Annotated in this window: 18 protein-coding genes; 10 read left to right on the top strand and 8 right to left on the bottom strand. The window is 44.9% G+C overall.

The genetic code is table 11. The features are described from left to right. Window positions 1-584: 584 nt before the first annotated feature. From ACJJIB_RS14395 to ahpC (ACJJIB_RS14380), 4 genes are all read right to left on the bottom strand, one after another. Window positions 585-2,087, bottom strand: coding sequence for a lytic polysaccharide monooxygenase (locus ACJJIB_RS14395; protein ID WP_444886592.1), 1,503 nt, complete (start codon window positions 2,085-2,087; stop codon window positions 585-587). 724 nt (window positions 2,088-2,811) lie between these two features. Then, entirely contained in the window at window positions 2,812-2,949 is a 138-nt protein-coding gene (locus tag ACJJIB_RS14390) for a hypothetical protein (RefSeq protein ID WP_444888932.1), read from the bottom strand. Window positions 2,950-3,389: 440 nt separating this feature from the next. After that, window positions 3,390-4,940: an alkyl hydroperoxide reductase subunit F gene (gene ahpF / locus ACJJIB_RS14385; RefSeq protein WP_444886591.1), complete on the bottom strand. Its 1,551-nt coding sequence runs from the start codon at window positions 4,938-4,940 to the stop codon at window positions 3,390-3,392. A gap of 77 nt (window positions 4,941-5,017) precedes the next feature. Then, complete coding sequence (gene ahpC, locus ACJJIB_RS14380) at window positions 5,018-5,584, bottom strand: alkyl hydroperoxide reductase subunit C (RefSeq protein WP_444884410.1); 567 nt, start codon at window positions 5,582-5,584, stop codon at window positions 5,018-5,020. 479 nt (window positions 5,585-6,063) lie between these two features. Between ahpC (ACJJIB_RS14380) and ACJJIB_RS14375 the strand changes: the two genes are divergently transcribed. The 3 genes from ACJJIB_RS14375 to ACJJIB_RS14365 all read left to right on the top strand — a co-directional run bounded on the left by ACJJIB_RS14375 (window position 6,064) and on the right by ACJJIB_RS14365 (window position 8,881). Then, window positions 6,064-6,426, top strand: a complete 363-nt coding sequence (locus ACJJIB_RS14375) for a hypothetical protein (protein ID WP_444886590.1) — start codon at window positions 6,064-6,066, stop codon at window positions 6,424-6,426. 384 nt (window positions 6,427-6,810) lie between these two features. Then, window positions 6,811-7,725: a TIM barrel protein gene (locus ACJJIB_RS14370; RefSeq protein WP_444886589.1), complete on the top strand. Its 915-nt coding sequence runs from the start codon at window positions 6,811-6,813 to the stop codon at window positions 7,723-7,725. Beyond that, complete coding sequence (locus tag ACJJIB_RS14365) at window positions 7,718-8,881, top strand: Gfo/Idh/MocA family protein (RefSeq protein WP_444886588.1); 1,164 nt, start codon at window positions 7,718-7,720, stop codon at window positions 8,879-8,881. The genes ACJJIB_RS14370 and ACJJIB_RS14365 overlap by 8 nt, the downstream gene beginning before the upstream one ends. A gap of 186 nt (window positions 8,882-9,067) precedes the next feature. Here ACJJIB_RS14365 and ACJJIB_RS14360 read toward each other — a convergent pair whose 3' ends face one another. Next, window positions 9,068-10,156 (bottom strand): right-handed parallel beta-helix repeat-containing protein, encoded by a 1,089-nt coding sequence (locus tag ACJJIB_RS14360; RefSeq protein ID WP_444886587.1) that lies wholly within the window; start codon window positions 10,154-10,156, stop codon window positions 9,068-9,070. Window positions 10,157-10,802: 646 nt separating this feature from the next. Here ACJJIB_RS14360 and ACJJIB_RS14355 point away from each other — a divergent pair. From ACJJIB_RS14355 to ACJJIB_RS14340, 4 genes are all read left to right on the top strand, one after another. Then, entirely contained in the window at window positions 10,803-14,159 is a 3,357-nt protein-coding gene (locus ACJJIB_RS14355; RefSeq protein WP_444886586.1) for a Gfo/Idh/MocA family oxidoreductase, read from the top strand. Continuing rightward, the gene (locus ACJJIB_RS14350; RefSeq protein WP_444886585.1) at window positions 14,156-15,352 is read left to right on the top strand and encodes an MFS transporter; all 1,197 of its coding nucleotides are present in this window, start codon (window positions 14,156-14,158) and stop codon (window positions 15,350-15,352) included. Before ACJJIB_RS14355 ends, ACJJIB_RS14350 begins: the two co-directional genes overlap by 4 nt. Window positions 15,353-15,914: 562 nt before the next feature. Next, window positions 15,915-17,489: an ABC-F family ATP-binding cassette domain-containing protein gene (locus ACJJIB_RS14345; RefSeq protein WP_444886584.1), complete on the top strand. Its 1,575-nt coding sequence runs from the start codon at window positions 15,915-15,917 to the stop codon at window positions 17,487-17,489. Window positions 17,490-17,774: 285 nt separating this feature from the next. Next, entirely contained in the window at window positions 17,775-18,473 is a 699-nt protein-coding gene (locus ACJJIB_RS14340) for a Gfo/Idh/MocA family protein (RefSeq protein WP_444886583.1), read from the top strand. Between the two features lie 173 nt (window positions 18,474-18,646). Here ACJJIB_RS14340 and ahpC (ACJJIB_RS14335) read toward each other — a convergent pair whose 3' ends face one another. Continuing rightward, entirely contained in the window at window positions 18,647-19,213 is a 567-nt protein-coding gene (gene ahpC, locus ACJJIB_RS14335; RefSeq protein WP_444886582.1) for an alkyl hydroperoxide reductase subunit C, read from the bottom strand. Between the two features lie 246 nt (window positions 19,214-19,459). Between ahpC (ACJJIB_RS14335) and ACJJIB_RS14330 the strand changes: the two genes are divergently transcribed. The 3 genes from ACJJIB_RS14330 (at window position 19,460) to ACJJIB_RS14320 (ending at window position 21,988) form a co-directional block, all read left to right on the top strand. Then, on the top strand, window positions 19,460-20,776 hold the full coding sequence (locus ACJJIB_RS14330; protein ID WP_444886581.1) for a DUF2157 domain-containing protein: 1,317 nt from the start codon (window positions 19,460-19,462) through the stop codon (window positions 20,774-20,776). Beyond that, complete coding sequence (locus ACJJIB_RS14325; RefSeq protein ID WP_444886580.1) at window positions 20,773-21,294, top strand: GDYXXLXY domain-containing protein; 522 nt, start codon at window positions 20,773-20,775, stop codon at window positions 21,292-21,294. Before ACJJIB_RS14330 ends, ACJJIB_RS14325 begins: the two co-directional genes overlap by 4 nt. A gap of 94 nt (window positions 21,295-21,388) precedes the next feature. Continuing rightward, window positions 21,389-21,988 (top strand): CPBP family intramembrane glutamic endopeptidase, encoded by a 600-nt coding sequence (locus ACJJIB_RS14320; protein WP_444886579.1) that lies wholly within the window; start codon window positions 21,389-21,391, stop codon window positions 21,986-21,988. A gap of 32 nt (window positions 21,989-22,020) precedes the next feature. Here ACJJIB_RS14320 and ACJJIB_RS14315 read toward each other — a convergent pair whose 3' ends face one another. Both ACJJIB_RS14315 and ACJJIB_RS14310 read right to left on the bottom strand, forming a co-directional pair. Continuing rightward, window positions 22,021-22,605: an exopolysaccharide biosynthesis protein gene (locus ACJJIB_RS14315; protein ID WP_444886578.1), complete on the bottom strand. Its 585-nt coding sequence runs from the start codon at window positions 22,603-22,605 to the stop codon at window positions 22,021-22,023. A gap of 277 nt (window positions 22,606-22,882) precedes the next feature. Further along, on the bottom strand, window positions 22,883-23,524 hold the full coding sequence (locus ACJJIB_RS14310; RefSeq protein ID WP_444886577.1) for an NAD-dependent epimerase/dehydratase family protein: 642 nt from the start codon (window positions 23,522-23,524) through the stop codon (window positions 22,883-22,885). Window positions 23,525-23,580: the final 56 nt, after the last annotated feature.

The following is a 23,580-nucleotide window of genomic DNA, read 5'->3' as shown; positions in this document are numbered from 1 at the left end:
GAAGATATGGCTCAAGAAATTCCACTGTGTGTCTGTTAATTCCGACTTAATTCTACTCACACCTACTGTTCTTATCATTCTATTCGATCATAAGAATAACTGATTTCAATTTATGAAAAAGTTTCTAATATTATTTGATTTCTCGCTAGAGATTTGACTCTCTCCGTGAAATAAATATTGGCAATGTCAATTAAATTCACGGGTAATGAATTTTGATGTTTTATTTTGATTGTGTTTGTGCGTGGGATCGTGAATAGATTCAACAACCATGTATTTGCGTGATGTGGAATAGAAGTTTGATCAGGTTTGTGTGAGCGGTGGAATATAATCTAGAAAATTGTTGGTTTATTTTGGTGATTATGGTTTTGCTGATGGTTAGAAATTCAGCTTATAAATTGTAGCGATGTAAGGCGACCGTGAAATATCATAAACCAGATTTGAGAGGGCTTTCAGGTGGGCTGTATAAAAAATTTTGTCAGTGCCTTCGTAGGTTTAATCGAGTTTTTAAATTCTTGGTATGTAAAAAACGGGGGCTTATTGCCATAAACCCCCGAAGCCTGTGAGATAAATTATTGATTGGTTACTTAGCGCCAAACACCCCATTGCCCGGTTGTGCCTGGTTCTTCACCCCTGGTCCACCATCCGGCAGTCCATGTTTTACCATTATGGCTTACCGTGTCCCCAGCAGTGTAGATTTGGTTACTGTCCCAGGTTTGAATAGTGGGATCTGTAGGATCTGTAGGATCTGTAGGATCTGTAGGATCTGTGGGTGTCGAGGGTTCAACGACAAAGGAGTAGACCTCGTCATCATTGGCAGAACTACTACTTACGGTTAACTTAAAACTCAACTCGTGTCGGGCATTGGTTAAACTTGAAGTGTCAATAACCAATGCACCACTCGGCCCGGCTGCTGTTTCCACTGGGCTGCCACTCACTTGTGACCATTGGGTATCTGTGATGTTTCCTGTGCTTTCTCCTGTAGAGAGCACCAGTAATTCACCGTGCTCGACCTTGGCTATGTCGAGAGGCTTTAACACCTTGGGCGTAATAGACGCAATCAATTCACTGCCATTACTTGTGATGCTGAACTGGCCTGAAGCGCGTGCATCTTTAGAGTTAAAATAGTTGCCATGCAAGTCGCCTTGGAAATACATGTAATGGTTCATTTCCTCATGCCAGCGACCGATAAAGACATTTCCATTGTGATTGGATTGATACCAGCCAGTAACTTGAGATGCTAGCAGTCTATCCCAATCATTTTTATTGTCCTCAGTAATTGCTAATGAAAACGATGAGTGTTCCTCACCATTTTTATTTAAGACCGTATAATTGACAGTATCCCCTACAGCTACTGAATCGATATTAATATCCTGCGGGATAAAGGTGTTGCCTTGAATAAGGTATGGCTCTGTTGCACCCGGATCAGGTTCGGTAGGCGGTTGAACATCACCATTTACAATGGTGATATCACTACAGTTGTAGAAACCTTCCCCAGCTGCATCTACTCGTTGCCAGCGTACAAATAAAATCGCATTGCCTACCCTGTCTTGAGGGATCGTAACATTCATTCGATACTGGCTATTCACAACTGGCACATCGCCCACTTCCTGAATAAGCTCCAAGTCATCCCAGGCGAGAGGCTTTGAAAGGTCAGCGTTGGGTTTGGTTAGATAAAACTGCCAAAAAGAGGGGTTGTGCGGTGCGGTTGCATTGAATACGTATTCAAAGGTTCCAGCGTTAACTTCAACTCGGCTCCAAGTGTCTGTAGCTGCACCCATGCCCTTTTTTTGTGGGTCATTGGCATAGCAGAGTGTTCCATCTGGAATGGCTGCTTTTACGGCCGAAAAATTATTGTAGTCAGGAATGTTGATGGAAAATTCATTGTGTTGCTGAAATGGATAAGATCCAGAGATGGTTTTTGCTAATGCACAGCCAGGATTTGGGGGAGTTCCTGACCAGACATTCCCTTGGTCATAGCATATTTTTTGCCTCGCCTTTGGGTATTCAGACCAGCCGTGAGCTTGAACCTGCAAGCTGAAAGGAATCAGTAGTAATGTGGCAATGGCACATTTTGTTCTTAGTAACATGGATTTACTCCTGGTATCTCTATTTTTGTGAGTCCGTTAACTTCGTGAATAAGAGTGCTTCACGGTGGTTGAATTCTTGTAATAAAAATCTGTTTGTAGAGTGTTCCTTTAGATGATGTCGAAAAATCTAGGTGACACTCTAAATTTAAAATCCAGTGTGAACTGTGACGAAGGTTGAGTTTTTTATTACGTAAAAAATGTGAAAAAATTTCGAATTAATATTTGTGTTTATTCAGTTGCACCACTCAAACAGACATTCGCTTTGGATGTGGGTTCCCGTTGGTAGGGTAAAATCTAACTTCTTGGTTTCTCTTTCTGGCTAAATTGCCGATGACCAGCTCTGCTGTTTTGGTCTAGATATGTCCTTTTTGATCCCGATATCTCAGCAAAATAAAGTCAAAATACGATGCTAAGGGTAAAACTTCTGGTTTTTTTCTCTTTAGCGGATTTATATGTGGCTTCGTGAACGTCTGGTTTTAGTGGCCGGGATGGATAACAAAACTGGAGAGTCTGTATGGTCATTTTTTTATTGCAAACATCGTGGCTCAATGACCACAGGGCCACACTGTGACGATTTTGGCATAACACGCTTTCAGTTTGCTTGAGGGGCTTCAGGTAAATTACTTGGAGTTAAAGGCACTGTGGGAATTTTATTTAGGGCATTTATTTGGTGGTTTATTTGAAGTTGTGTTCTCTGCCCACTTGAACAGGCCCTCTCTAAAGCTTAGGTGAGCAATGTTGTCAGTGCGTGTGTGTGGTCAGTCGTGGGTTTTCCCATTGATTGACAGTAGCCATATTCTGTAACAATGTAGTCAACATCAAGTCTCGAGTCTGTTGAGAGTGTATTTAATCGAGGCTCAATTTTTGAAACGCTTCCTTTTTAAATGGTAGAGCCACTTGCTAATATAGTTTTATAAAATCCAGCTGACCATCAACACCTGGAATTGATGATCAATAAATTTGACGTTAACCAGCCCATTGAAATCGATCCCAATAAAGGGGCCAACCGAGATCAAGTTGTCAATTTTTCATTCTGGAATAGTAAAGCAGTCTGTTTGTTGGAATGCCTCAAATTGCTTGTATGTATACCGATTTGTACGTATCCATGAGGAAGTTGCTGATGTCACTATGAGCTTGTGAACTATTCAATAGGCAGTAGGCATTTGTTTTACGAAAAGGTAAGCAAAAGAGATTTTTATGGAACTTGGCAGGAAAGCCCTTATAGCGGCGTGGCGTGGAGAAATAGAAGATGAAGATTGAGTGAGTGGCCGGTCAATGACCGGCCGTTTGATATTCTAGTCTTTATTCCACAGAAGACCGAATTAAGTAGTCAAACGCTCCCAGTGCCGCTGTGGCCCCTGCGCCCATTGAGATCACAATTTGCTTGTAGGGGGCAGTAGTGGCATCGCCGGCAGCGTAGACGCCTGGAATGGAAGTTGCGCCGCGCTCATCGATTTGAATTTCACCCATACGATTCATTACGACATCACTCTCTTTGAGGAATTCTGTATTTGGCACTAGTCCGATTTGCACAAAGACTCCTGCAAGGTCGAGCTTTTTGCTCTCTCCCGATTTGCGATCGGTATAGGCAAGGCCATTGACTTTGTTACCATCCCCCAATACTTCGGTAGTTTGTGCATTGAGGACAATATCGATGTTGTCCATTTGTTGTGCCTTGCGCACCAGTACTTCATCGGCACGCAGTGAGTCAGCGAACTCCAGTACGGTGACATGTTCGACAATTCCAGCAAGATCAATAGCCGCTTCAATACCAGAGTTACCGCCGCCAATAACCGCTACGTGCTTACCTTTAAAGAAGGGCCCATCACAATGGGGGCAGTAGGCAACGCCCTTGGTACGGTATTCCGCTTCGCCAGGTACACCAAGTTCTCTCCATCTTGCACCAGTGGCCAGCACCACAGAGCGACTGGATAGGGTGGCACCGCTCTTTAGTTCTATATCTACCAGTTCATTGCGCTGTAAATTTGCTGCACGTTGGTCAGTAATAATATCTACACCGTATTCTTTAACGTGCTGTTCCAGGCTGGCTGCTAGCTTCGGGCCTTCTGTATAAGGTACGGAGATAAAGTTCTCGATACCTACAGTATCCATCACCTGGCCGCCGAAACGTTCGGCTACTAACCCGGTGCGAATACCTTTACGCGCAGCGTAGATGGCAGCTGCTGCGCCGGCAGGTCCACCACCAATGACTAGTAGGTCGTAAGGAGCCTTGTCATTCAGTTTCTCAGCTTTGCGTTTTGCGGCACCTGTATCCAGTTTGCCAATAATCTCCTCAAGGGACATTCTGCCTTGGCCAAAGTGTTCGCCGTTTAAGTAGACCGCAGGTACCGCCATTACATTGCGTTGCTCTACTTCCTGCTGAAACAGCCCTCCATCGATCATCTCGTGGGTAATGTTCGGGTTGAGGGTGGCCATCAGGTTCAGTGCCTGTACGACATCCGGGCAATTTTGGCAGGAGAGAGAAATATAGGTTTCAAAGTGAAATTTACCTTCCAGATTACGTACTTGCTCCAGCAGCTGCGGGTCTGCCTTGGATGGGTGGCCACCCGCTTGCAGGAGTGCCAGAACCAATGAGGTGAATTCGTGGCCCAGGGGAATACCGGCAAAGCTTACACGGGGTTCCTCTCCAGCAGGGGCGATAGCCATGCTTGGTGTGCGCTTGGCCTGACCCGGCTGTGCAGTAATTTTGTTGGAGAGCCCGGAGATTTGATCTACCAGGGTTTCCAGCTCTTTCGATTTATCGCTGTTATCTGTGGACACACGAATCTCGATCGGATTGACGATATTCTGCAGGTAAGTGTCCAGTTGTTTTTTCAGGTTTGCGTCCAACATCGGTGTGTCCTTTCTCTAACAAATTTAGGCTTGGTTGTGGCCCACCATCTAGATGGGCCGGGTCAGAGGTATTGGGTTTATATCTTGCCTACCAGATCGAGGGAGGGCGCTAAGGTTTCTTCACCTTCCTTCCACTTAGCAGGGCAGACTTCTCCGGGGTGGGCGGCGATGTACTGGGCCGCTTTGATCTTGCGTAACAGCTCACTGGCATCGCGGCCTATTCCGCCGGCTGTGATCTCCACAATCTGGATACGACCTTCCGGGTCGATGACAAAGGTGCCGCGATCGGCAATGCCTTCTTCTTCGATCATCACTCCGAAGTTACGAGTGATGGTGCCGGTAGGGTCGCCAATCATGGGGTATTGAATTTTACCGATGGTGTCGGAAGAGTCGTGCCAGGCCTTGTGGGTGAAGTGGGTATCGGTAGATACGGAGTAGATCTCCACACCCAACTTTTTGAACTCTTCGTAGTTGTCCGCCAGATCACCCAGCTCGGTGGGGCACACAAAGGTGAAGTCTGCGGGATAGAAGAAGAACACCGCCCACTTGCCCTTTACGTCGGCGTCGCTGATATCGAAGAAGTCGCCATTCTGATAGGCCTTGGCGTTAAAGGGCTTTAGTTGGGATTCGATGTAACGTGACATGTATAACTCCTTATTCATCACTTTCTAATCAGTCTTTGTCTTTGGAACGGTATTGATACTATCGATTGTTATTATTTGATAGAAATTATCAATATAAATACTTCTAATAAATTTCTTCAATCGATCATTGGTTTTAGGTGAGGGGAATGCGCCAGTTAGCTGATGTAGCCTTGTCGTTACAGGCTCAAGAACAGAAAAGACTTGGAGTCTAAATGGGAGGGCGTTAGCAATGAGTTAAACAAGGAACTCGGATTCATGTGAGCCTGGATGGCTTAGATTTGATATGAGATCGCCCCTATGAACCAAAATGAGGTGCATGTCATCGTGATTGGTGTTGGCTTGCCAGGGGAGTCAATCGGATGGCTGCATCTTTCTCAGTTGATGAGTATGCCTAATGTCGTAGTAGATGCCATCGTTGAGCAGCACTGGCTGTCTGCTGCTGTTTCGTCTTCCAAAAAGGGATGGCATTTCATGAGGAGATGGCAAGGCTCAAAGATCAATTTGGTGACTTCAAACTCTATTCCTCTTTAGAACAATTACCTAAGGCAAATCTTTCCTACAAAAGTTTGGTGTTGATCTCGGTTAGAACTCAATCAACTAAAAGGATTTTTGATTATGTTGTATCCAAGGGGTACAGAAATATCTACTTGGAAAAACCTGGCGCCGATTCACTGGAAAAATTGCGTGACATGGAGAGGCGTGCTGGTGAGGAGCACGTGAACGTTGTTATAGGCTATCAGAAGCATATCGCTAGCTACGTAAGCGAAGCTGAGAGCATTAATGAAAAAATGATTGGTGCACGTGATCTATATAATAAAATAAAATCCCCAGAAGGTGTATGAAATTGAATTCGGTGTATAGATATTTCTCGAATTAATAGACTTTTTCCATAATGTAGATTCTTTCTTCTACAGATATGCTCTAGATGAATTTCCTGTGGTTCTTCACAGTTATCTATTTAATGGGTATTGCATGATAATTTTAAGGATATCTAGCAACATATTCAGGTTGGTTAGCCAGGCTAAATAAAAGCTGGTTGCATCTATATTGTACGGATTGATTAATGAGTTTGAGTTATCAAAATTTGGGGACTATTGCTGCATGGTCTAAAAATTGAATCTCTTTGTGATTTTATGGACATGACACTTTAATTCTTACATGTTGTTTTAAGAATATTTTCTCATTTCAATTGTATGAGATAAATACTTGGTGACCGGAAGAAGCGCATGATATCTATCAAATTTGGTATTGCTCCTTGTTGTTGGGGAGTAGAGTTTGCTGATGACTCAAGGAATCCACATTGGACTCATGTGCTTGATCAGTGTGAATCTGCAGGATATACCGGTATTGAGCTTGGACCAGTAGGTTATATGCCGAGTGATGTACTTATACTGGGTGATGCGCTTGCCTCACGTAATCTAGAAATTGTAGGAGGAGTAATATTTCAGCCATTTCATGACCCGGACGCCTGGAGTCATGTGTTAGATGTCTCGAAGCGTACCTGTAAAATTTTAGAATCGCATGGCGCTGAGAATTTAGTGCTTATTGATTCTATTTCTTCAAGACGGGTTGCTACGGTGGGGCGTGAGAATGAGGCTGAGACCATGAGCTCACGAGAATGGAAGGACTTTAAGGAGAGAATTTTAACTGTTGCACGTTTAGGGACAGAAGAACACGGTTTAAAAGTGGGTATTCATGCTCATGTTGGAGGATATATAGAGTTTGAGTCCGAGCTTGAACGCTTACTAGCTGAAACTGATCCGTATTTATTGAAAATCTGCCTTGATACGGGGCACTCAGTTTATGCAGGATTTAATCCTGTAGATTTTATCAGACGTCATATGTCTCGGATTTCTTATTTACACTTTAAAGATGTATCTCCAGTCATTAAGGCATATGCACTTGCTAGTAGAATGAATTTTTATGATGCCTGTGCGCAGGGAGTCTTCTGTCACTTGGGAGATGGTGAGGTCGATTTTCTTGGAATTTACGAGCAGTTAATTTCCGATGGTTATAGTGGTTGGTGTACCGTGGAGCAGGATTGTGACCCCCAAGGGAATACCTCACCAATTGAGGACGCTATATACAATAGAAGGTTTCTTAATTCTATTGGTTTTAATCAGGAGGTTTTAGATGGTTAGGCTGGCCTGGGGGTTGATTGGGGGCGGGGAGGGAAGTCAGATAGGGCTGGCACACCGAATAGCAGCGAATGTAGACGGACTATTTCAGCTCTCTGCAGGAGCTTTGGACCTAGATGCGAAGAAGGGACGCACTTTCGCTCAATCTCTTGGTATTCACCCTAGTCGCGCATATGGTGACTGGAAGGAAATGTTGGACTATGAATGTAAACGAAAAGACAAACTCACTCTTGTTACAGTTGCGACTATAAATTCCACCCACTTCGAAATAACGAAGGCATTTCTTGAGGCGGGTTTTAATATTCTTTGTGAGAAACCAATGACAATAACTGTCGAAGAAGCTGAAGAAATCGTGAGCATCTGTCGTTCAAAAGGTAAGATTTGTGCAGTTGATTTTTGTTACTCTGGCTTTTCATTGGTTCGCCAGATGCGCGAGATGATTTTATCTGGGGAGCTAGGTAAAATTCGTGTAATTAATACAGAGTTTGCGCATGGTTATCATGCAAGTATTCTGGATCAAGAAAACCCGAGCGTTCGGTGGCGTTATTCCCCTGCTACTGCCGGAGTTTCTTCCGTTTTAGCAGATGCCGGTGCTCACGCATTGCATTTGGCCTGTTTCGTTACTGGTCAAGAAGTTAAAAGTATTTCTGCTGATTTTGCTTCAATAATTCCTGGTCGGGAGCTGGAAGATGATGCGATGGTGAACTTTCGAATGGATGATGGAACTGTAGGTCGTCTTTGGGCATCATCTGTAGCAATTGGGCGTATGCACGGTTTGACCCTCAGGGTATTTGGTGAAAAAGGAGGTCTTTTTTGGCAACAAGAACACCCAAATCAACTTTATTACACCCCTATGAATGGCCGAACTCAAATCATAGAGCGTGGTTCAAGTGATCTCTCTCCTGCTGCGAATCGTGCTTCTCGCTTGGGCTATGGTCATTCGGAGGGCTTTCCAATGGCATTGGCAAATATCTATCGTGATCTTTTCGAAGTCATTCAGGTGGAAAAGTCAAATCAAATGCCTATGTGTGAAATAGATCTTTATCCGAAGGCTGAAGATGGCCTGCGCTCAATGGCAAGTGTATATGCGGCTGTAGAGTCAGCAAAAAATAATGGCAAGTGGATAGATGCTTATCCGCCAATGTTAAAGGTTAAATAATGAATAAAGTGGTGACTCAAGACTGATTTTTTAATTTCTGAATTTTGATGATGTCCTTTCCATGTTGATGTGTGAGTTCTTTGCGGACCCATGAAAAGCCCTGAACATTATTAGATGTTGTTGATGGGTGCTCCTCAACTGTCTGTGGTTACAGGCAATGAGATCAATCAAATATTGATAATTAGTTTATTGTTCTTTTAGGCATGCTGGCATGGCTGTTTCTGTGTCTCCGATACTATTGTTGGCCCAATTGTTAACTTTATTGGTGCAAAGCATGTTTTGGGAATGATCTACTATATCGAAGGTTTTGTTGTATATAATGACGTTGTCTTTTATGGTATTATCTTTTGCGTTCATCATAATAATTCCACGTGATTCGTTATGTGTAATGGTGTTCACAGAAAGAGTATTTAGGTCTGTATGGACTTGAACTCTGTCATATTTATTAAAAGATATTTGGTTGTGAATAACTGCGCTGTTGTTTGCTGCAGGGGCCATAACAATTCCATGTCCCTGATTGTTTACTATTTCATTCTTTGTGATTGTTGTATGATTTCCCTGAGAGTGTAGGGCTGCTCCTGAAGTGGCACTAATATAATTGCTGTTAATCGTGTTATTATCGCTCCCGGTTTCTATCATTATTCCGTATCCGCGAGGCCTAATAATTCCAGTGATTTCATTGTTAGATGTTTTATTGTGGCTGCTTCGAATTATGATTCCATTATATTCCGAATTTAAAATTTTTATGCCTGTGATAGTGTGCGACCCTAGGCCTTGAACGTTTATACCAGTTGGGCAGCCTTCGATTTCTCCCCCAGTTATATTTGCAGAACTTCCCTCTATTAAAACTCCAGCTCTTACTCTGAATAGATTCATTTTCTCTTCTACTGTATAGGTGGTCCTTTCCTGAATTTCGGGTACCTCTTCCTGTGTCCAGTTTCCAAATGTCACCTCACCATCTTCAGTTATCTCTGCCCAACCTCCAGCAGACATACTGCCAACCCCTACTTTGGGTTTCCCGCTTTCACTGGTGCTGGTAGTGCAGCTAACTTTGCCGCCTTCCAGCATTGTTAGACTACCGGATGGCCCTATGATGGTTAGTGCCTGAGGGGTATCAACTGATAATGGGCAGTTTATCTCCTTTGATAGTAGCGTGGGAGAAGTTATGGTGTCGTAACATTCAACTGCAAAGCCATAAGGCGATATCAGTAAACCGCTTGTTATGATCTGAAAAATTAGAAAGGTGGCGGCAAATCTTAGACGCCTAGTCATCATTCAAAACTCCATTTCGGTTGTTTGTCGCTTGTAATATTGAAGCTAACAGTCACAAGTGCACTGAGAATCCATTGTTGTCAATATTAGAAAATTTTTTTGGAGTTGAATTAAGATAAATAAAGTGAGAGGAGCTAATTAAAAAGCTTATGTATAAAATTTAAAGGAAGGCTATGCCAGCCAGGAAGTGGGCAAAGCCAATTGCAATCCCGTAAGGACTTGGGGAACTTAAATCTTACCTACTAGGTCGAGAGATGGGCTCAGGGTTTACTTGCCTTCCTTCCGCTTGGCAGGGCAGACTTCACCGAGGTACCCGGTATCGTACTGGGCGGCCTTTATTTTACGTAGCGGCTCCTTGACGTTATAGCCTATTCATTTCGGTCTTTGCCATTTCCAATGGCATCAACACTATCAAAATCATAATCTTGATAAAAAGTTATCAGCGAGTAGGTTTTTTATAAATTTATTTAATCGGTCATTGGTTTTTAGAGCAGGGGAAGATGCCAGCTGGCTGATCTGGCCTTGTCTTTACAGGTTCAAGAGCAGAAAAAGACTTGGGGTCTATATAGGAGGACATTAGCAATGAGATATGAAGTAACTTGGATTCATATGAGATTGGATAGCTTTAATTGGATTAGAGATTGCCCCTATGAACCAAAATGTGGTGCATGTCATAGTGATTGGTGTTGGCTTGCCAGGGGAGTCAATTGGATGGCTGCATCTTTCTCAATTAATGAGTATGCCTAATGTCGTGGTAGATGCCATTGTTGAGCAGCACTGGCTGTCTGCTGATGTTTCGTCTTCCAAAAAAGGGATGGCATTTCATGAGGAGATGGCAAGGCTCAAAGATCAATTTGGTGACTTCAAACTCTATTCCTCTTTAGAACAATTACCTAAGGCAAATCTTTCCTACAAAAGTTTGGTGTTGATCTCGGTTAGAACTCAATCAACTAAAAGGATTTTTGGTTATGTTGTATCCAAGGGGTACAGAAATATCTACTTGGAAAAACCTGGCGCCGATTCACTGGAAAAATTGCGTGACATGGAGAGGCGTGCTGGTGAGGAGCACGTGAACGTTGTTATAGGCTATCAGAAGCATATCGCTAGCTACGTCAGCGAAGCTGAGAGAATTAATGAACAATGGCAGTTAAAGTCTAGAAGTGTGGGATTTATACATCATAATCCACACCCAGAGGCTAATTTGGAAAGCATCTTCAGGCAAAATGCCGAAGGTATGTTACTTAACCAATGCTGCCATGAGCTTGAACTTTGTGTCGCAAAGTGGAATCTAGCCCCCCACAACATTGTGGATGTAGTGGTCAATCAGGATGAGACGGCACAGAAGCAATTTGGCGATATTGAGGATTTCAAAAAGCTATCTTTTACCTTAAAAACCAATTTGGGAATCAGTTTTTCCTTTCTGGCTACCCGTTGTGAAGGTGTAGAAAACTGTATTGTGATGCGGAAAGGGCTCAGGGGTAGGCCGATTTTCATTCGACAAGCTATGCCGGATAGGCTTGATCGCGCGCTTGAACTTACAAGAAAGGAAAAGGGGGCTATATGGTATTGCTATTTATTTGAACAAGATTATCGTGATTTGAAGAGGCTTTTCATTGAATCTATCTTGGATGATGATATTGAAAAATACCAGCGGCTACCGCGATTAAATCATGCATGCAGTGTACTTGAGTTAGCCGCATTGATTGAGCCTAGTATCAAGGCCCAAGTGCGAGCAGACGAAAACCATCACTCTATTGTCCAAGTTTCAGACACTATTTGTCAGGCCCCAACAAATCAGAGAATCTGGTATCACCACGGGCTGTTTGACCTCGGTAATAGGTTTCTTATTGAGCTGTTAAGGCCCCCAAAGAACAGAATTATTTGTTGTGTTGATGACAAGGTTTGGGGTTTGTATGAAAAATCTATCATTGCGTGGGAAAAGTCTGTTGGGGTTAAATTTATTCCAATTGTTATGAAGGGCGGTGAGCAATCAAAAAATATTGACAGTCTTTTAAAAATGATTGATGAAATATGGAAGGTCAACCCTCTTCGTTATAGGGAGCCAATTGTAGCTATCGGGGGGGGAGCGGTAACGGATACAATAGGGTTTGTCAGTGCGGTATGGCGACGTAATACGCCCTGGATACGTATCCCAACCACTCTAATGGGTATGATTGACTCGTCTATCGGTATTAAGGTTAGTGTAAACCACAACATCAAAAATGGGATAGGTGCTTTTCATAGCCCTTTGCACACAATAATTGATCCAACCTTCTTAAAAACTAACCCACAGCGAGTGCTGAAAAGTGCGATTGGTGAAATGATCAAGGTTGGCGTGGTATTTAATAGAAGTGTACTCGATACATTGTCAGCACAGGGTGCATCATTATTAGAAAATAAATTTCTGGAACCTGATGGGCTCCCGGGAGAAGCATCCTATCAATTACTGATAAATTGTATCGATGCAATGCTTGACAGTATCGCGGGAGATTTAAAAGAGGAAAATTTATCTAGGCCAATGGACTTTGGACATACGCTATCTCGATGGTTGGAGCGTGATGAGGCTTTTAGGTTGATGCATGGTGAAGCTGTGGGTATTGATTGCCTATTTACTTCACTGGTTGCTGAACAGATGGGATTGATATCCAAGGAAGAGGTTGAATTACTGTTTGACATTTACGTAAATCTGGGACTTTCCGCTAGTGTGAAGGGGCTGAGTCTGGATGTATACAAAACGGCAATTAAGCAGATTTCAATCCACCGCTCAGGAGCGTTGCGCGCGCCTCTACCTGCACCTCTCGGAAGGTGCATATGGGTGAACAAAATAAAGGGTAAACATCTTGAGGGTGCCTGGAATAGCCTGCAAGAGAGGCTTTACTGCCATCCCGAACTCGTTTTAGATCCTGATACTATAGAAGATGAAGAGGGGCTGATTGAGAACGTAGAAATAGCGAGTGCTTACACCCCAGAGAAGGTCTCTCCCAAAAAGCTACGTTGGGGGTTTATTGGTTGTGGAAGGATTGCGAATGACTTTGCCATAGTGATCAATTATCTGGAATCTGCAGAAATTCATGCTGTGGCTTCTAGGGACTTTGGGCGGGCTAAAGATTTTGCAGGTAAGCATGGAGTCTGTCGGGCATATGGAGATTACCAGGAATTAGTTTCTGATCCAGACGTCGATATTGTCTATATTGCGACTTTTCCCGAGTTACATCGACAGCATGCTGAATTGGCTTTAAGGGCAGGGAAGCCGGTACTGATTGAAAAACCTATAGCGCTGACCGTCGAAGATGCCCAAAAGATTAAGGATCTTGCCAATAAAAAGCGGCTTTTTTGCATGGAAGGTATGTGGATGAGATTCTTTCCAGCTATACAACACTGCAGAAGCATTATAACTTCCGGTGGCATTGGGGATGTTTGTCAGCTACGGGCTGATTTGAGTTTTGATTTACGCATGGACGAAGGGCTTCAATCTCCTAAATGGAAAGTTGGGGCAGGTTTGGATGCCGGGGTATATCCAATACATGCAGCGTTGATGATGCTGGGTCGGGATACATCAGACCTGGAGTTCTCTGGGGTGCTTGATGATCATGGATTTAAGGAAGATGGAGCCGGACTAATTTATGCCCACTTTAATTCTGGACCTACTGCAGTTGTTTCTTGGAGTCACCTGGTGGAGGGGGCAGAGGAATTGGAGATCTATGGAACTGAAGGCAGGATAAAAGTCTTTGCGCCAGCGCATTGTCCAACAAAGATTTCAACAACTAGAATTTCAGGCGATAGAAGATCGAATAATGTTTCTAAGATGTATGAATTCCCGCTGCCGAGAATTAGGGGTAAATTTAATTATCCCAACTCTGAGGGGCTATACTACGAGGCCCGGATTGTGCAGCAATGTTTGGAGAAAGGTTTAATTGAGTGCCCGGAGCTTCCTCTAGCAGACTCCGTGCGAGCGATTCAGATGGTTGTAGAGTGTGATCACTATATTAAAAGAAGAGCTGCGTGAAGCGAAAGATCTATTGGTTTGGATTGTTATCCTGTTATGGAGCGCTATTTCTTCTAGGTTTTATAGAGGTTTATAAGGCGCCAATTTATCCTCAAATCTTGAATTACTTTTCTGTAACCCCTTCTAAGGGTTCTACCTTTTTCTTTTTGTCTACTTTTTCTGCCTTATTAATGACTCTATCAGGATCTTTATGGGTAAAGAGAGTTAGAGTGATATCGGGTTTGGGGTTGTTTGTCGCTTTTATGGGGGTTGGCTCAATACTATCGGGAGTTTCTGGTTATTATCATTCCTTTCCCACTCTTATTTTAGGAAGTTTTATTTTTGGAATGGGAGCAGGGGGCTGTATGGTACTGATTAATGTAGCAATCCCTCTTTTTGTTCCTCAAGATCTCGCGCGCCAAGGGTATTGTGGGTTGCATAGCACCTATGGAGTTGCATCAATACTATCTCCCTTAATACCTGCATTATCCTATAAATATCATTTTGGTTGGGAAGGGGGGTTCTATTTATTTGGCGGTCTTGCTGCCGTCATTTTTCTATATATTTGTGTCGGCTTATTCAGGAGAAATGGAAGGCATCAAACGGAAGATGGGGGTGTCGATCCCAGCGCCTATCGAGAAAACAGTAAGCGAGATAAAGAGCCAAAAGAATGGTGGATTGCAATTGGGGGTGGATTGATTGTTTCTGCATATAATGGATCTGAACACATCCTTGCTAGTCGACTGGTGTTATTTCTTGATGCAAGGGGTGGTCCATGGGCTGTTGAGGCTGATATTTTACTTTCAATTTTTTTTGGCCTGCTGTGTATTGGAAGGATATTTTTTACCTTTATCCTTCTAAGGGGCAGTGCATTTATTTGGTTGATAATTTCTTTTGCATCAACAGCTGTTGTATTTCTTCTTGGTTATTGGGTTAATCCTTTGTGGTTGCCTGTATGTGGGCTAACACTATCTTACCTTTTTCCCTATACGATGGAGTGGTTAACATGTACCTCAAGAAATCCACCGTTTACTGTTTCATTTTCTCTTGGAATGGGTGGCGTGTTTTTGATATTTGCCCATGCCTTAGTAGGCTGGCTGGATGAGAATTATGGTATACAAACTGCTATCTATATAGTTCCAGTATTTCTTCTGGCGGGAATTGTATTTTGCTCATTGATAGCTTTTATTGAGAGGTTGGTAAAATCTCGGTAAGCTCCTGACAATCCATATTACCTTTATGGCTCAGAAAGAAAGTTAATCCGTTGAAATTCTTAATGTGCAGGGTTATTTAATCCTAACCATTCACTTACAGCTGAATCAGTCTGACTATAAGAGAGTGGTTTGAACGAAAATACTGGCGGGTTGTTAAGGTACCCCCTTCCTACAAGTTGAGACTTAGAAAGCTACTAGATGGTCGGATTGGTGGCGCAGTGTTCAGTATCAAGTCTCGATGGAGAAGCATGTTAGGTTACTCTAACCGCTAGGATAGTAGGTATCATCTAAGTTGATTGGTTTGCAAATAGTGCTTGAAATATATTGACATATTAATTACGCTAAGCGCCTGTAATAGATGCCCAAGCCTTGGGAAATACTAATCTAATATCTTGTCCGGAGTCATTTACGCCGATGAATTAAGCCCTGCGCATAACTGGAACTAAGTTCGCACTCTATCGCTGCGGACCTAATCAATCCTTTGCAGGTGGTGTATCTTCCTCAAGCACCTATCTTCGCTGATAGCAGAAATACGCCGCACGGTCCTATGATCGGAGGGCATATGACAGCTATTTGTACTCTTGAAAACATCTCCCTGATATTTGGGGGCACCCCGATTTTCCATAAAGTAAGCTTGGAATTACCTATTGGAATCACTGGATTAGTTGCACCTAATGGCAGTGGGAAATCCACGCTACTAAGTATTCTTCACGGTCAAACTTCCTTTACTGGTGGTAAGGTATCCTGGAGAAGACGCCATCATCTGGTGAAACAGCTTAATCCCCAACTTGATTTGCGGATCGTCGATTGTCTCGCAGATGGCCATTTGTATGAAGTTTTTTTACGGGTTGAGCAAGGGCATGCATCAGAGGATGATCTGATATCTGTTGCAGACTATTGGCACCTGCCTCTTACTTGGCAACGCCAGCTAGAGGAAGCAAAAATCAATGCGCCATTGGATACGCCTATAGAAAGATTGAGTGGTGGTCAGAGAGCCAAGTTAAGCCTTGCCTGTGCATTTTCTCTCTCAAGTGACTACTTACTGCTAGATGAGCCTAGCAATCATCTTGATCAGAGTGGACGGGAGTGGCTGCAAGAGAAAATCTTAAATCATGCAGGAGGGGCACTGGTCGCTAGCCATGATGTAGAGTTGCTAGAAAATACTGAACAAATAATAGAGATATATCAGCACGGACTGAAAACCTATGGTGGCGCATACAGTGCGTATATGCAACAAAAAGAAACAGAGCAAGCAGCCCTGCTCCAAAGGGCAGAGGGTAATCGAAAAGAGTTCAACCAACTAAATAATGTCAGGCAGAAAAGTCTGCATAGTTTCGCTACTAGACAACGGCAGGGAAAAGGCAAGCGGAACTCTCAAAGTAAGAGTCTTATGGACTCACAAAAAGATCGTGCAGGGAAAGGTCTTGGAAAATTAAAGCGAAAGTTAGAGCAGCGCCAGTTACAGTTAGAGAAAAAAAGAGAGGAAATAAGTAAAATAACAGTAATTGAGTCACAGAGGCTAAGGCCGCAAAAGCTTTCCCTCTCTAAGTGTGATTCTCGCAAATCAATACAATTACATCTTGAAAATTTGCAGCTCCCATATGGTTCTCATAATAAGCCTATATCTTTAACACTCCGCAAGGGGGAACGTTGGAGGATAGCGGGTGGCAATGGTAGTGGAAAATCCACTCTGCTAAAGGTCATAGCTAGCCAGCTAAAAGCTCTAAGTGGCGTCTGTCAAACTCGTGGAAGTTTGTGTTATTTAGATCAGGACTTCAGTTTTCTCAATAAAGAGTTATCCGCCTTAGAGAATCTTTTCTATCTTCACCCCGGTAGAAAAGAATCTGAATGGCGTACCATGCTAGGTAGTTTGCGGCTAAGGGGGGATATGCCGCTGCTGCCTCTCAGGCTCCTAAGTGGAGGGGAGCAACTAAAAGTGGCACTACTTGCCGTTACGCGAGGCACCATTGCCACAGACCTCATACTACTAGACGAGCCAGATAATCATCTGGATCTGGATTCCCGCCAGCTATTAGTAGATGCCATTATGGATTTTTCTGGTGCTGTCTTATTGGTCTCACATGATCTGAGTTTTATTAATGCTATAGGTGTAGATAGTCAGCTTAATTTGGATTGAAGAATCTTTATCGTTTGGTAGGTAAGGGGGTGTTTGTAGGTTGTGTGTTACCGGTGGCAAGCTCTATAGTTGATGATGATACTAGCCTAGTACTTTGTATTTTTATCAATAATCTCTGGACATTTGCTATTGTCGAGAGGCTTTGGAGTGAGCTTTCAACATAATTCCAAATCTTGGATTGGCTAATCTTCCGGGGTGGGGAATAAAGAATGCTGACCAAGTTGTTAATCATAAGTTTGCTAGTCGATCGCCCTTTCAGTAGATGAAATTGTTAAAATTAAAATTTTGGCTAGAGATAAAGATCTTTTTTGTAGTGAAGCTATGTGGATGCGCTTCTTTCCTGCAGTTGAATACTGTCGGGAAATCATTAAAAACGGTGAAATTGGAGAGATTCAACAAGTTAGGGCAGATTTTAGTTTTGATATGATGAGTGATGAAGGCTTGGAGTCACCAACCTGGAGAACAGGGGGTATCTTTGATGCTGGTGTGTATCCTGTTCATCAATCTTTAATGATTTGTGGAGAAAATATTAAAGAGACTGCGTGCGCTGGGATAATTGATGGTTATGGTTTTGGGCAAGTTGCCGCAGGTATGCTCTATGCTCGTTTTGAAGGATCTTTATCCGCAATCTCAGAATGGAGTATTTTATATGAAGGTGCGGAGGAAACCGATATTTATGGGTCGGAGGGTAGAATTAGGTTGCATTCTCCAGCGCATACTCCAACGTGTGTTTCGGTAATTAAGTATGGCGGGAGTCGCCGAAATCCAGATAATACTTTTGAAACACAGGTCTTTCGCCTGCCTAGTATTCCCGGAAAATTTATCTTTCCATGCTCTGAAGGGCTGATTTATGAGGCTGCCGCTGTACAACGGTGTCTTGCTGCAGGACGCACTGAATGCCCTCAAGCTCCTATGGATGAATCATTATTGGCTATTCAGTTATTATCCGAGTGCGATCGTATCATCAAAAGTAGGGAGAACTAGATTCTTACTGCACTCAAATTTGTGATGATCAGGTGAGCTTTTTCTGAAAAGAAATCAGTGGTAATGCTTACTCTATTGAATTTGTTCAGATCAGTTTGTCAAAATTTATAAATGACAATGCCCACCAAAGAGTGGGCAAAGCCAGTTCCAATCCTGTGAGGGCTTGGGAAAACTTAAATCTTACCTACCAGGTCGAGAGACGGGGCTAAGGTTTCCTCGCCTTCCTTCCACTTGGCCGGGCATACCTCACCGGGGTGTTCGGCAACGTACTGGGCGGCCTTGATTTTACGTAGCAGTTCGTTGGCGTCGCGGCCAATACCACCTGCAGTGATCTCAACGATCTGAATACGGCCTTCCGGGTCGATCACAAAGGTGCCGCGGTCTGCGATACCTTCTTCCTCAATCATTACGCTGAAGTTGCGGGTGATAGTGCCGGTGGGATCACCAATCATCGGGTACTGGATCTTACCGATGGTTTCAGAGGAATCGTGCCACGCTTTATGGGTAAAGTGGGTATCGGTGGATACGGAGTAAATCTCCACTCCCAACTTCTTGAACTCTTCATAGTTGTCGGCCAGATCGCCCAGCTCGGTGGGGCAAACAAAGGTGAAGTCGGCGGGGTAAAAGAAGAATACCGCCCACTTGCCTTTGACATCGGCATCGCTGACCTCGTGAAACTCGCCATTTTGGTAGGCTTTGGCGTTGAAGGGTTTAAGCTCGGATTCGATGTAACGGGACATGGGTAACTCCTTAAGTGAATACCGCGTTGTGTCAGTAATTTCTATGGGCTTAATACTATTGATGATTTCATTTTGATAAAAATTAACAATTTAAATGTGTCAGATAGCTTGTCGCTATTTTGCTGTCCTGGGGCTTGACCGGCTTGGTTGTTAGATTGTGGATGGAGACGACATCAGAGATACTCCAAAGACTTACAGCGGGCGCTGAACAGCGCCGCAATGGATATTTGGCCGCAGGACAGTGGTATGCGATTGATACGCTTATTGAAATATGACTTGGCGCGTGAAGCCGAGGATTGGGTCGATGACGGGGTGATTAGCGAGGCACAGGCAGAGCTAATCTGCGCTCGCTACCAGGTGGATTATCGCAGTGCCCGGCAGCGCTCACTGGGTTACAGCGTGTTAGTGGGGCTCGCTTATTTATTTATCGCGCTTGCACTGATCACCCTGATTGGCGCCAATTGGGAAGAAATCCCCCGCGCGTTGCGTATGGGCGGTTTGATTGCGGTCACGCTGGTCACTCAGTGTGTTGCCTTGCGAGCTTATTGCACAGGGGACCGCCGTGCCGGCGAAGGGCTCTTTCTGCTGGGGAACTTCTTTTTTGGTGCCGCGATAATCCTGATCGCACAAATCTACCATCTGGGTGAGCATATGCCCGATGGAATCTTCTGGTGGGCACTGGGCTGTCTGCCATTTGCCTTGATTACCCGCAGCCCTTGGCTGGCCATTCAGGTGAATGTGCTGGCACTGCTGTGGTTCTTTTTACAGGTGAGCATGGGCTATTACCCGGCGCTCTTCCCGCTCTTTATAGCGCTATCTCTCTATGTACTTTTACGCGGGAGAGCGAGCACCATTCTTATGCTGCTGCTTGTGGTGAGCATCGGCTTCTGGATCGAATTCTCGCTATCGGAATTTTGGCGTGACGAGGAGCTGGGCGCGGGGTTGAAATTTCATTCAGAGAATCTGGCGGTGGCGGTCTCCCTGTTTATTCTGCTGTATACCTTTAGTCATTGGCTGGCCCTGAGGGCTTCGCCGGTGGCCAAGGACTACGCTGCGGTGATCTCGGTGTGGTGTCTGCGTTTTGCCCTGGTCAGCTTGTTGGTATTCAGCTTCGCACAGCCTTGGGAGGCGTTGCTTGAGGCCGATTGGCAACACCGGTTGTCTATGTGGCTGGTGGTGGCTGTGATGGCCACTGTTACTCTGCTGTTGGCATTGCCGGCCAGGCACTTGATATCGAGCGGTTTGCTCTATGTGTTCTTTATTGGTGCCCTCATCACTGTCAGCAGCAGTGATAACCAAGACTTGGCGATGTATTTGCAAGTGGCTACCAATTTCGCCCTTATTGGCTGTGGTAGCTGGTTAATTTACCGGGGTATTCACGATGGTATTTCCCATTATTTCTTCCTTGGGGTGATGTCGATACTGATCACTGCATTGCTGCGTTATATCGATCTGATCGGTGATTACCTGGGGGCTTCGCTGATCTTTATTTTATTTGCGGGCCTGTTATTGGGAGCAGCCAAGTACTGGAAGTACCACCAGGGCAGGGAGGGAGCACAATGAAAAAGGGACTGACTTTTGCCTTGGGTATGGCGATAGCTGCACAGTTTTTGATTCTGGTAGGCATGTATGTAAAGGCACAGGTGCCGCTTTGGACTGGAGAGCCAATCCGGGTAAAAACGATACCGGTAGACCCCCGCTCCTTGTTTCGCGGCAACTATGCGCGCTTGAATTACGACTTTTCCCGTATTGCCAAGTCAGCCTTAACGGAAGAGCGCCGCATACGAGAGGGGGAGGTGGTGTATGTCTCCTTGAAAAAATCCCCCTCAGGGCTTTATGAATTTTCTGCGGCGAGCCTGGAAAAACCGATCGAGGGGATATTTATTAAGGGGCGGATTGTCGGTGCTAATCCCTGGAGTGCAGAGCAATTTTACCGCATCAAGTACGGTATAGAGGCCTACTTTGCCCCCAAAGAAAAGGCCCTGCAGTTGGAGCGGGAATTACGCGATGGTGGGATTGCCGAGCTTATGGTAGCGCCCAGTGGTCAGGTGAGCCTCAAGAGTGTAATAGGGGGCGGCTGAGTCACTCACTTTAAGCTCTGGAGTTGTAACGCGAGGCTGTATTGGGCCAAGAGTCGAGGGAAAAAAACAGCTCTAATGAATGGAGTCAGAATCTATGTCACAGGGAAAAAAGCGCCAGATAAATATCTTCAGCACCATGATGTGGGTGCAGGGGGCTTGCCTGTTGTTGGCAGTGATCGGACTTTGGCTTTCCGATGTGACGCTATCACCAGCAAGAGGCGACCCGTGGAGTTCTATTGCCTGGGGAGTCTTGGGCGCACTGTTTAGCTTTGCTGTGGTTGTGGCATTGACCCGCGCCCATCATCGCGTGGGGCGTACTCTGCGTTGGTACTGTGCCCAGCTGGCGCCAATTTTCTGCAAAATGCCCTTGGCCCAGGTGGTACTGTTGTCTCTCGCCGCAGGTGTTTGTGAGGAGTTGTTATTTCGTGGCTTTCTGCAAACCTGGCTGTCGCAACTGAGCTCCCCGCTGCTGGGGTTGCTCGGAGCTTCTTTCGTGTTTGCCCTTCTTCACTGGGCTTCGCTGATCTATGTGCTGCTAATTTTCGCATTTGGCTTAATCCTTGGTTTTGTCTACCAAGCCAGCGGCAGCCTATTGGGGGTGGTTGTCTGGCATGCCCTCTACGATTTTTTTGCTCTGGCCACACTTGCCTATTACCCGAAAGTACTGGGTGCGGATCGGTGGCTGGCCAAGTAACAAGCGCATTTCAGTGGTTGAGTGTGTCAGCCTTACAGCAGGGTATGCGCTAGTAGTAGGGTTAGTAGGGCGGTCATGGTAAAGCCGATCAGCGCTAGCAAGCCATCGTGAGCCACCAAGGCCAGCCCAAAAATAGTGAGGGCGAAGCCCGCTGTAGTGGCCGAAAAGGGCACCAGCTCCATCAGCGGCATCGTCAGGGCGATAAGCGAGCAAGTAGTGGCAATAGCATAGGTGCCACTGCGCTTTACCAGAAAATGCAGGCGTGGCTGCATCCAGCGATCGGCAAACTCTGCCGGTCGCCTCAACCAGTGCAATGCTCGGGTCAGCTTCTTCTTGGAAATCGAACGGTTTAATAGCCACTGAGGCAGCCATACATGTTTGCGCCCCAGTAACAGCTGAATGGCCACTAGTAGGAGTAATGCTGCCATGGAGGTAGATATGCCGGGCACGCCGCTTAGGGGGGAAAATAGAATCAATCCCACCACCAGCAGAAAGGGTGCATAAGAACCGAGCCCTACGGCATCTATTACCAACTCTAGGGAGACCCGTTCAGTATGCTGGCAGCTGGCTTCTATGTGTTCCAGCAGCTGGCATAGGCCGGTAAATTCCTGGGGCATAGGCTTAGGCTTCAATGCCCATTACTGATTGATCGGACAAGAACGGTGAGTCGGGATCTTCCATCCGGGATCTTCCATCTGGGATCTTCCATCTGGGATCTTCCATACTGGCGCTTATGCCGGTGATAGGCTACGTAGATAAGCAGCAGGGAGGGGGCTAAAGACAGGAGCAGTCTAGATAAATAGTGCACAAACAACAGCATGGCGTTCACCGCAAAGGGAATCCTATAGAGATAGTCTGTGCCGCCAAAGCCGCAAGCGCCAGCCCAAAAGGGCGCTAGTTGGAAAACAATTCATCCAGAGTGAAGGTTTCTTGGCCTTTGCCCTCTTTAAGACTCTCTCTCACCATCTTTGCCGCTACCTGAGCCCCCTCAATTGGGCGATAACGCTGTAGTCCGGGGAGTCGGCAGATCCAGGGTAATAATATGGCGCCAATTTTCTCTGCTGGACGGGAATCGCCCCGCTCACCTAAAAGTAGGGAAGGGCGAAAGATACTGGTTCGTACAAAGGGCAAAGATAAAACCTTCTGTTCAAGTTCCCCCTTCATTTGCAAGTAGGCATTGCCACTTTTGGCATTGGCACCGCTAGAGGATACCAGCAGGTAATGCGACACTCCATTATCCGCAGCGAGCTTTGCCGCCTGGTATTGATACTCCACATCCACCTTATGTTGTTGCTCCAGGCTGCCGGCTTGTTTTTTGGTAGTGCCAAGGCAGGAAAAAAGCAAGTCACCATGGAATAAGTCTGCATAGTCCGTCAGATGTTCAAAGTCCACAATTTCATTGCGTACCTTGGGGTGGCGAATAGGGACATTTCGGCGGGTAAGAGTGATTATCTCATCGATAGCGGATTCCTTTGACAACAGTTCAACCAGTTCACTGCCAATCAGTCCCGTTGCACCGATAATAATTGCCTTCATTATAAAAATTTCCGATTCATACATTTGCCAATTAGCTGATGATCCACTATTTAGGG

It is taken from the genome of Microbulbifer mixtoriginis (SeqCode) (genome assembly GCF_052467705.1).
Note: the sequence above shows the minus strand (reverse complement) of the source record. Positions and strands in the feature narration are given on the sequence as shown.

Bases quoted from the DNA above. Each gene is read 5' to 3' on its own strand.
- ahpC (WP_444884410.1), bottom strand. From the start codon at position 5,584: ATGTCACGTTACATCGAATCCCAACTAAAGCCCTTTAACGCCAAGGCC.
- ACJJIB_RS14375 (WP_444886590.1), top strand. From the start codon at position 6,064: ATGGCAAGGCTCAAAGATCAATTTGGTGACTTCAAACTCTATTCCTCT.
- ACJJIB_RS14360 (WP_444886587.1), bottom strand. From the start codon at position 10,156: ATGATGACTAGGCGTCTAAGATTTGCCGCCACCTTTCTAATTTTTCAG.
- ACJJIB_RS14365 (WP_444886588.1), top strand. From the start codon at position 7,718: ATGGTTAGGCTGGCCTGGGGGTTGATTGGGGGCGGGGAGGGAAGTCAG.
- ACJJIB_RS14370 (WP_444886589.1), top strand. From the start codon at position 6,811: ATGATATCTATCAAATTTGGTATTGCTCCTTGTTGTTGGGGAGTAGAG.
- ACJJIB_RS14345 (WP_444886584.1), top strand. From the start codon at position 15,915: ATGACAGCTATTTGTACTCTTGAAAACATCTCCCTGATATTTGGGGGC.
- ACJJIB_RS14395 (WP_444886592.1), bottom strand. From the start codon at position 2,087: ATGTTACTAAGAACAAAATGTGCCATTGCCACATTACTACTGATTCCT.
- ACJJIB_RS14330 (WP_444886581.1), top strand. From the start codon at position 19,460: ATGCGATTGATACGCTTATTGAAATATGACTTGGCGCGTGAAGCCGAG.
- ACJJIB_RS14310 (WP_444886577.1), bottom strand. From the start codon at position 23,524: ATGAAGGCAATTATTATCGGTGCAACGGGACTGATTGGCAGTGAACTG.
- ahpF (WP_444886591.1), bottom strand. From the start codon at position 4,940: ATGTTGGACGCAAACCTGAAAAAACAACTGGACACTTACCTGCAGAAT.
- ACJJIB_RS14355 (WP_444886586.1), top strand. From the start codon at position 10,803: ATGAACCAAAATGTGGTGCATGTCATAGTGATTGGTGTTGGCTTGCCA.
- ACJJIB_RS14320 (WP_444886579.1), top strand. From the start codon at position 21,389: ATGTCACAGGGAAAAAAGCGCCAGATAAATATCTTCAGCACCATGATG.
- ahpC (WP_444886582.1), bottom strand. From the start codon at position 19,213: ATGTCCCGTTACATCGAATCCGAGCTTAAACCCTTCAACGCCAAAGCC.
- ACJJIB_RS14325 (WP_444886580.1), top strand. From the start codon at position 20,773: ATGAAAAAGGGACTGACTTTTGCCTTGGGTATGGCGATAGCTGCACAG.
- ACJJIB_RS14315 (WP_444886578.1), bottom strand. From the start codon at position 22,605: ATGCCCCAGGAATTTACCGGCCTATGCCAGCTGCTGGAACACATAGAA.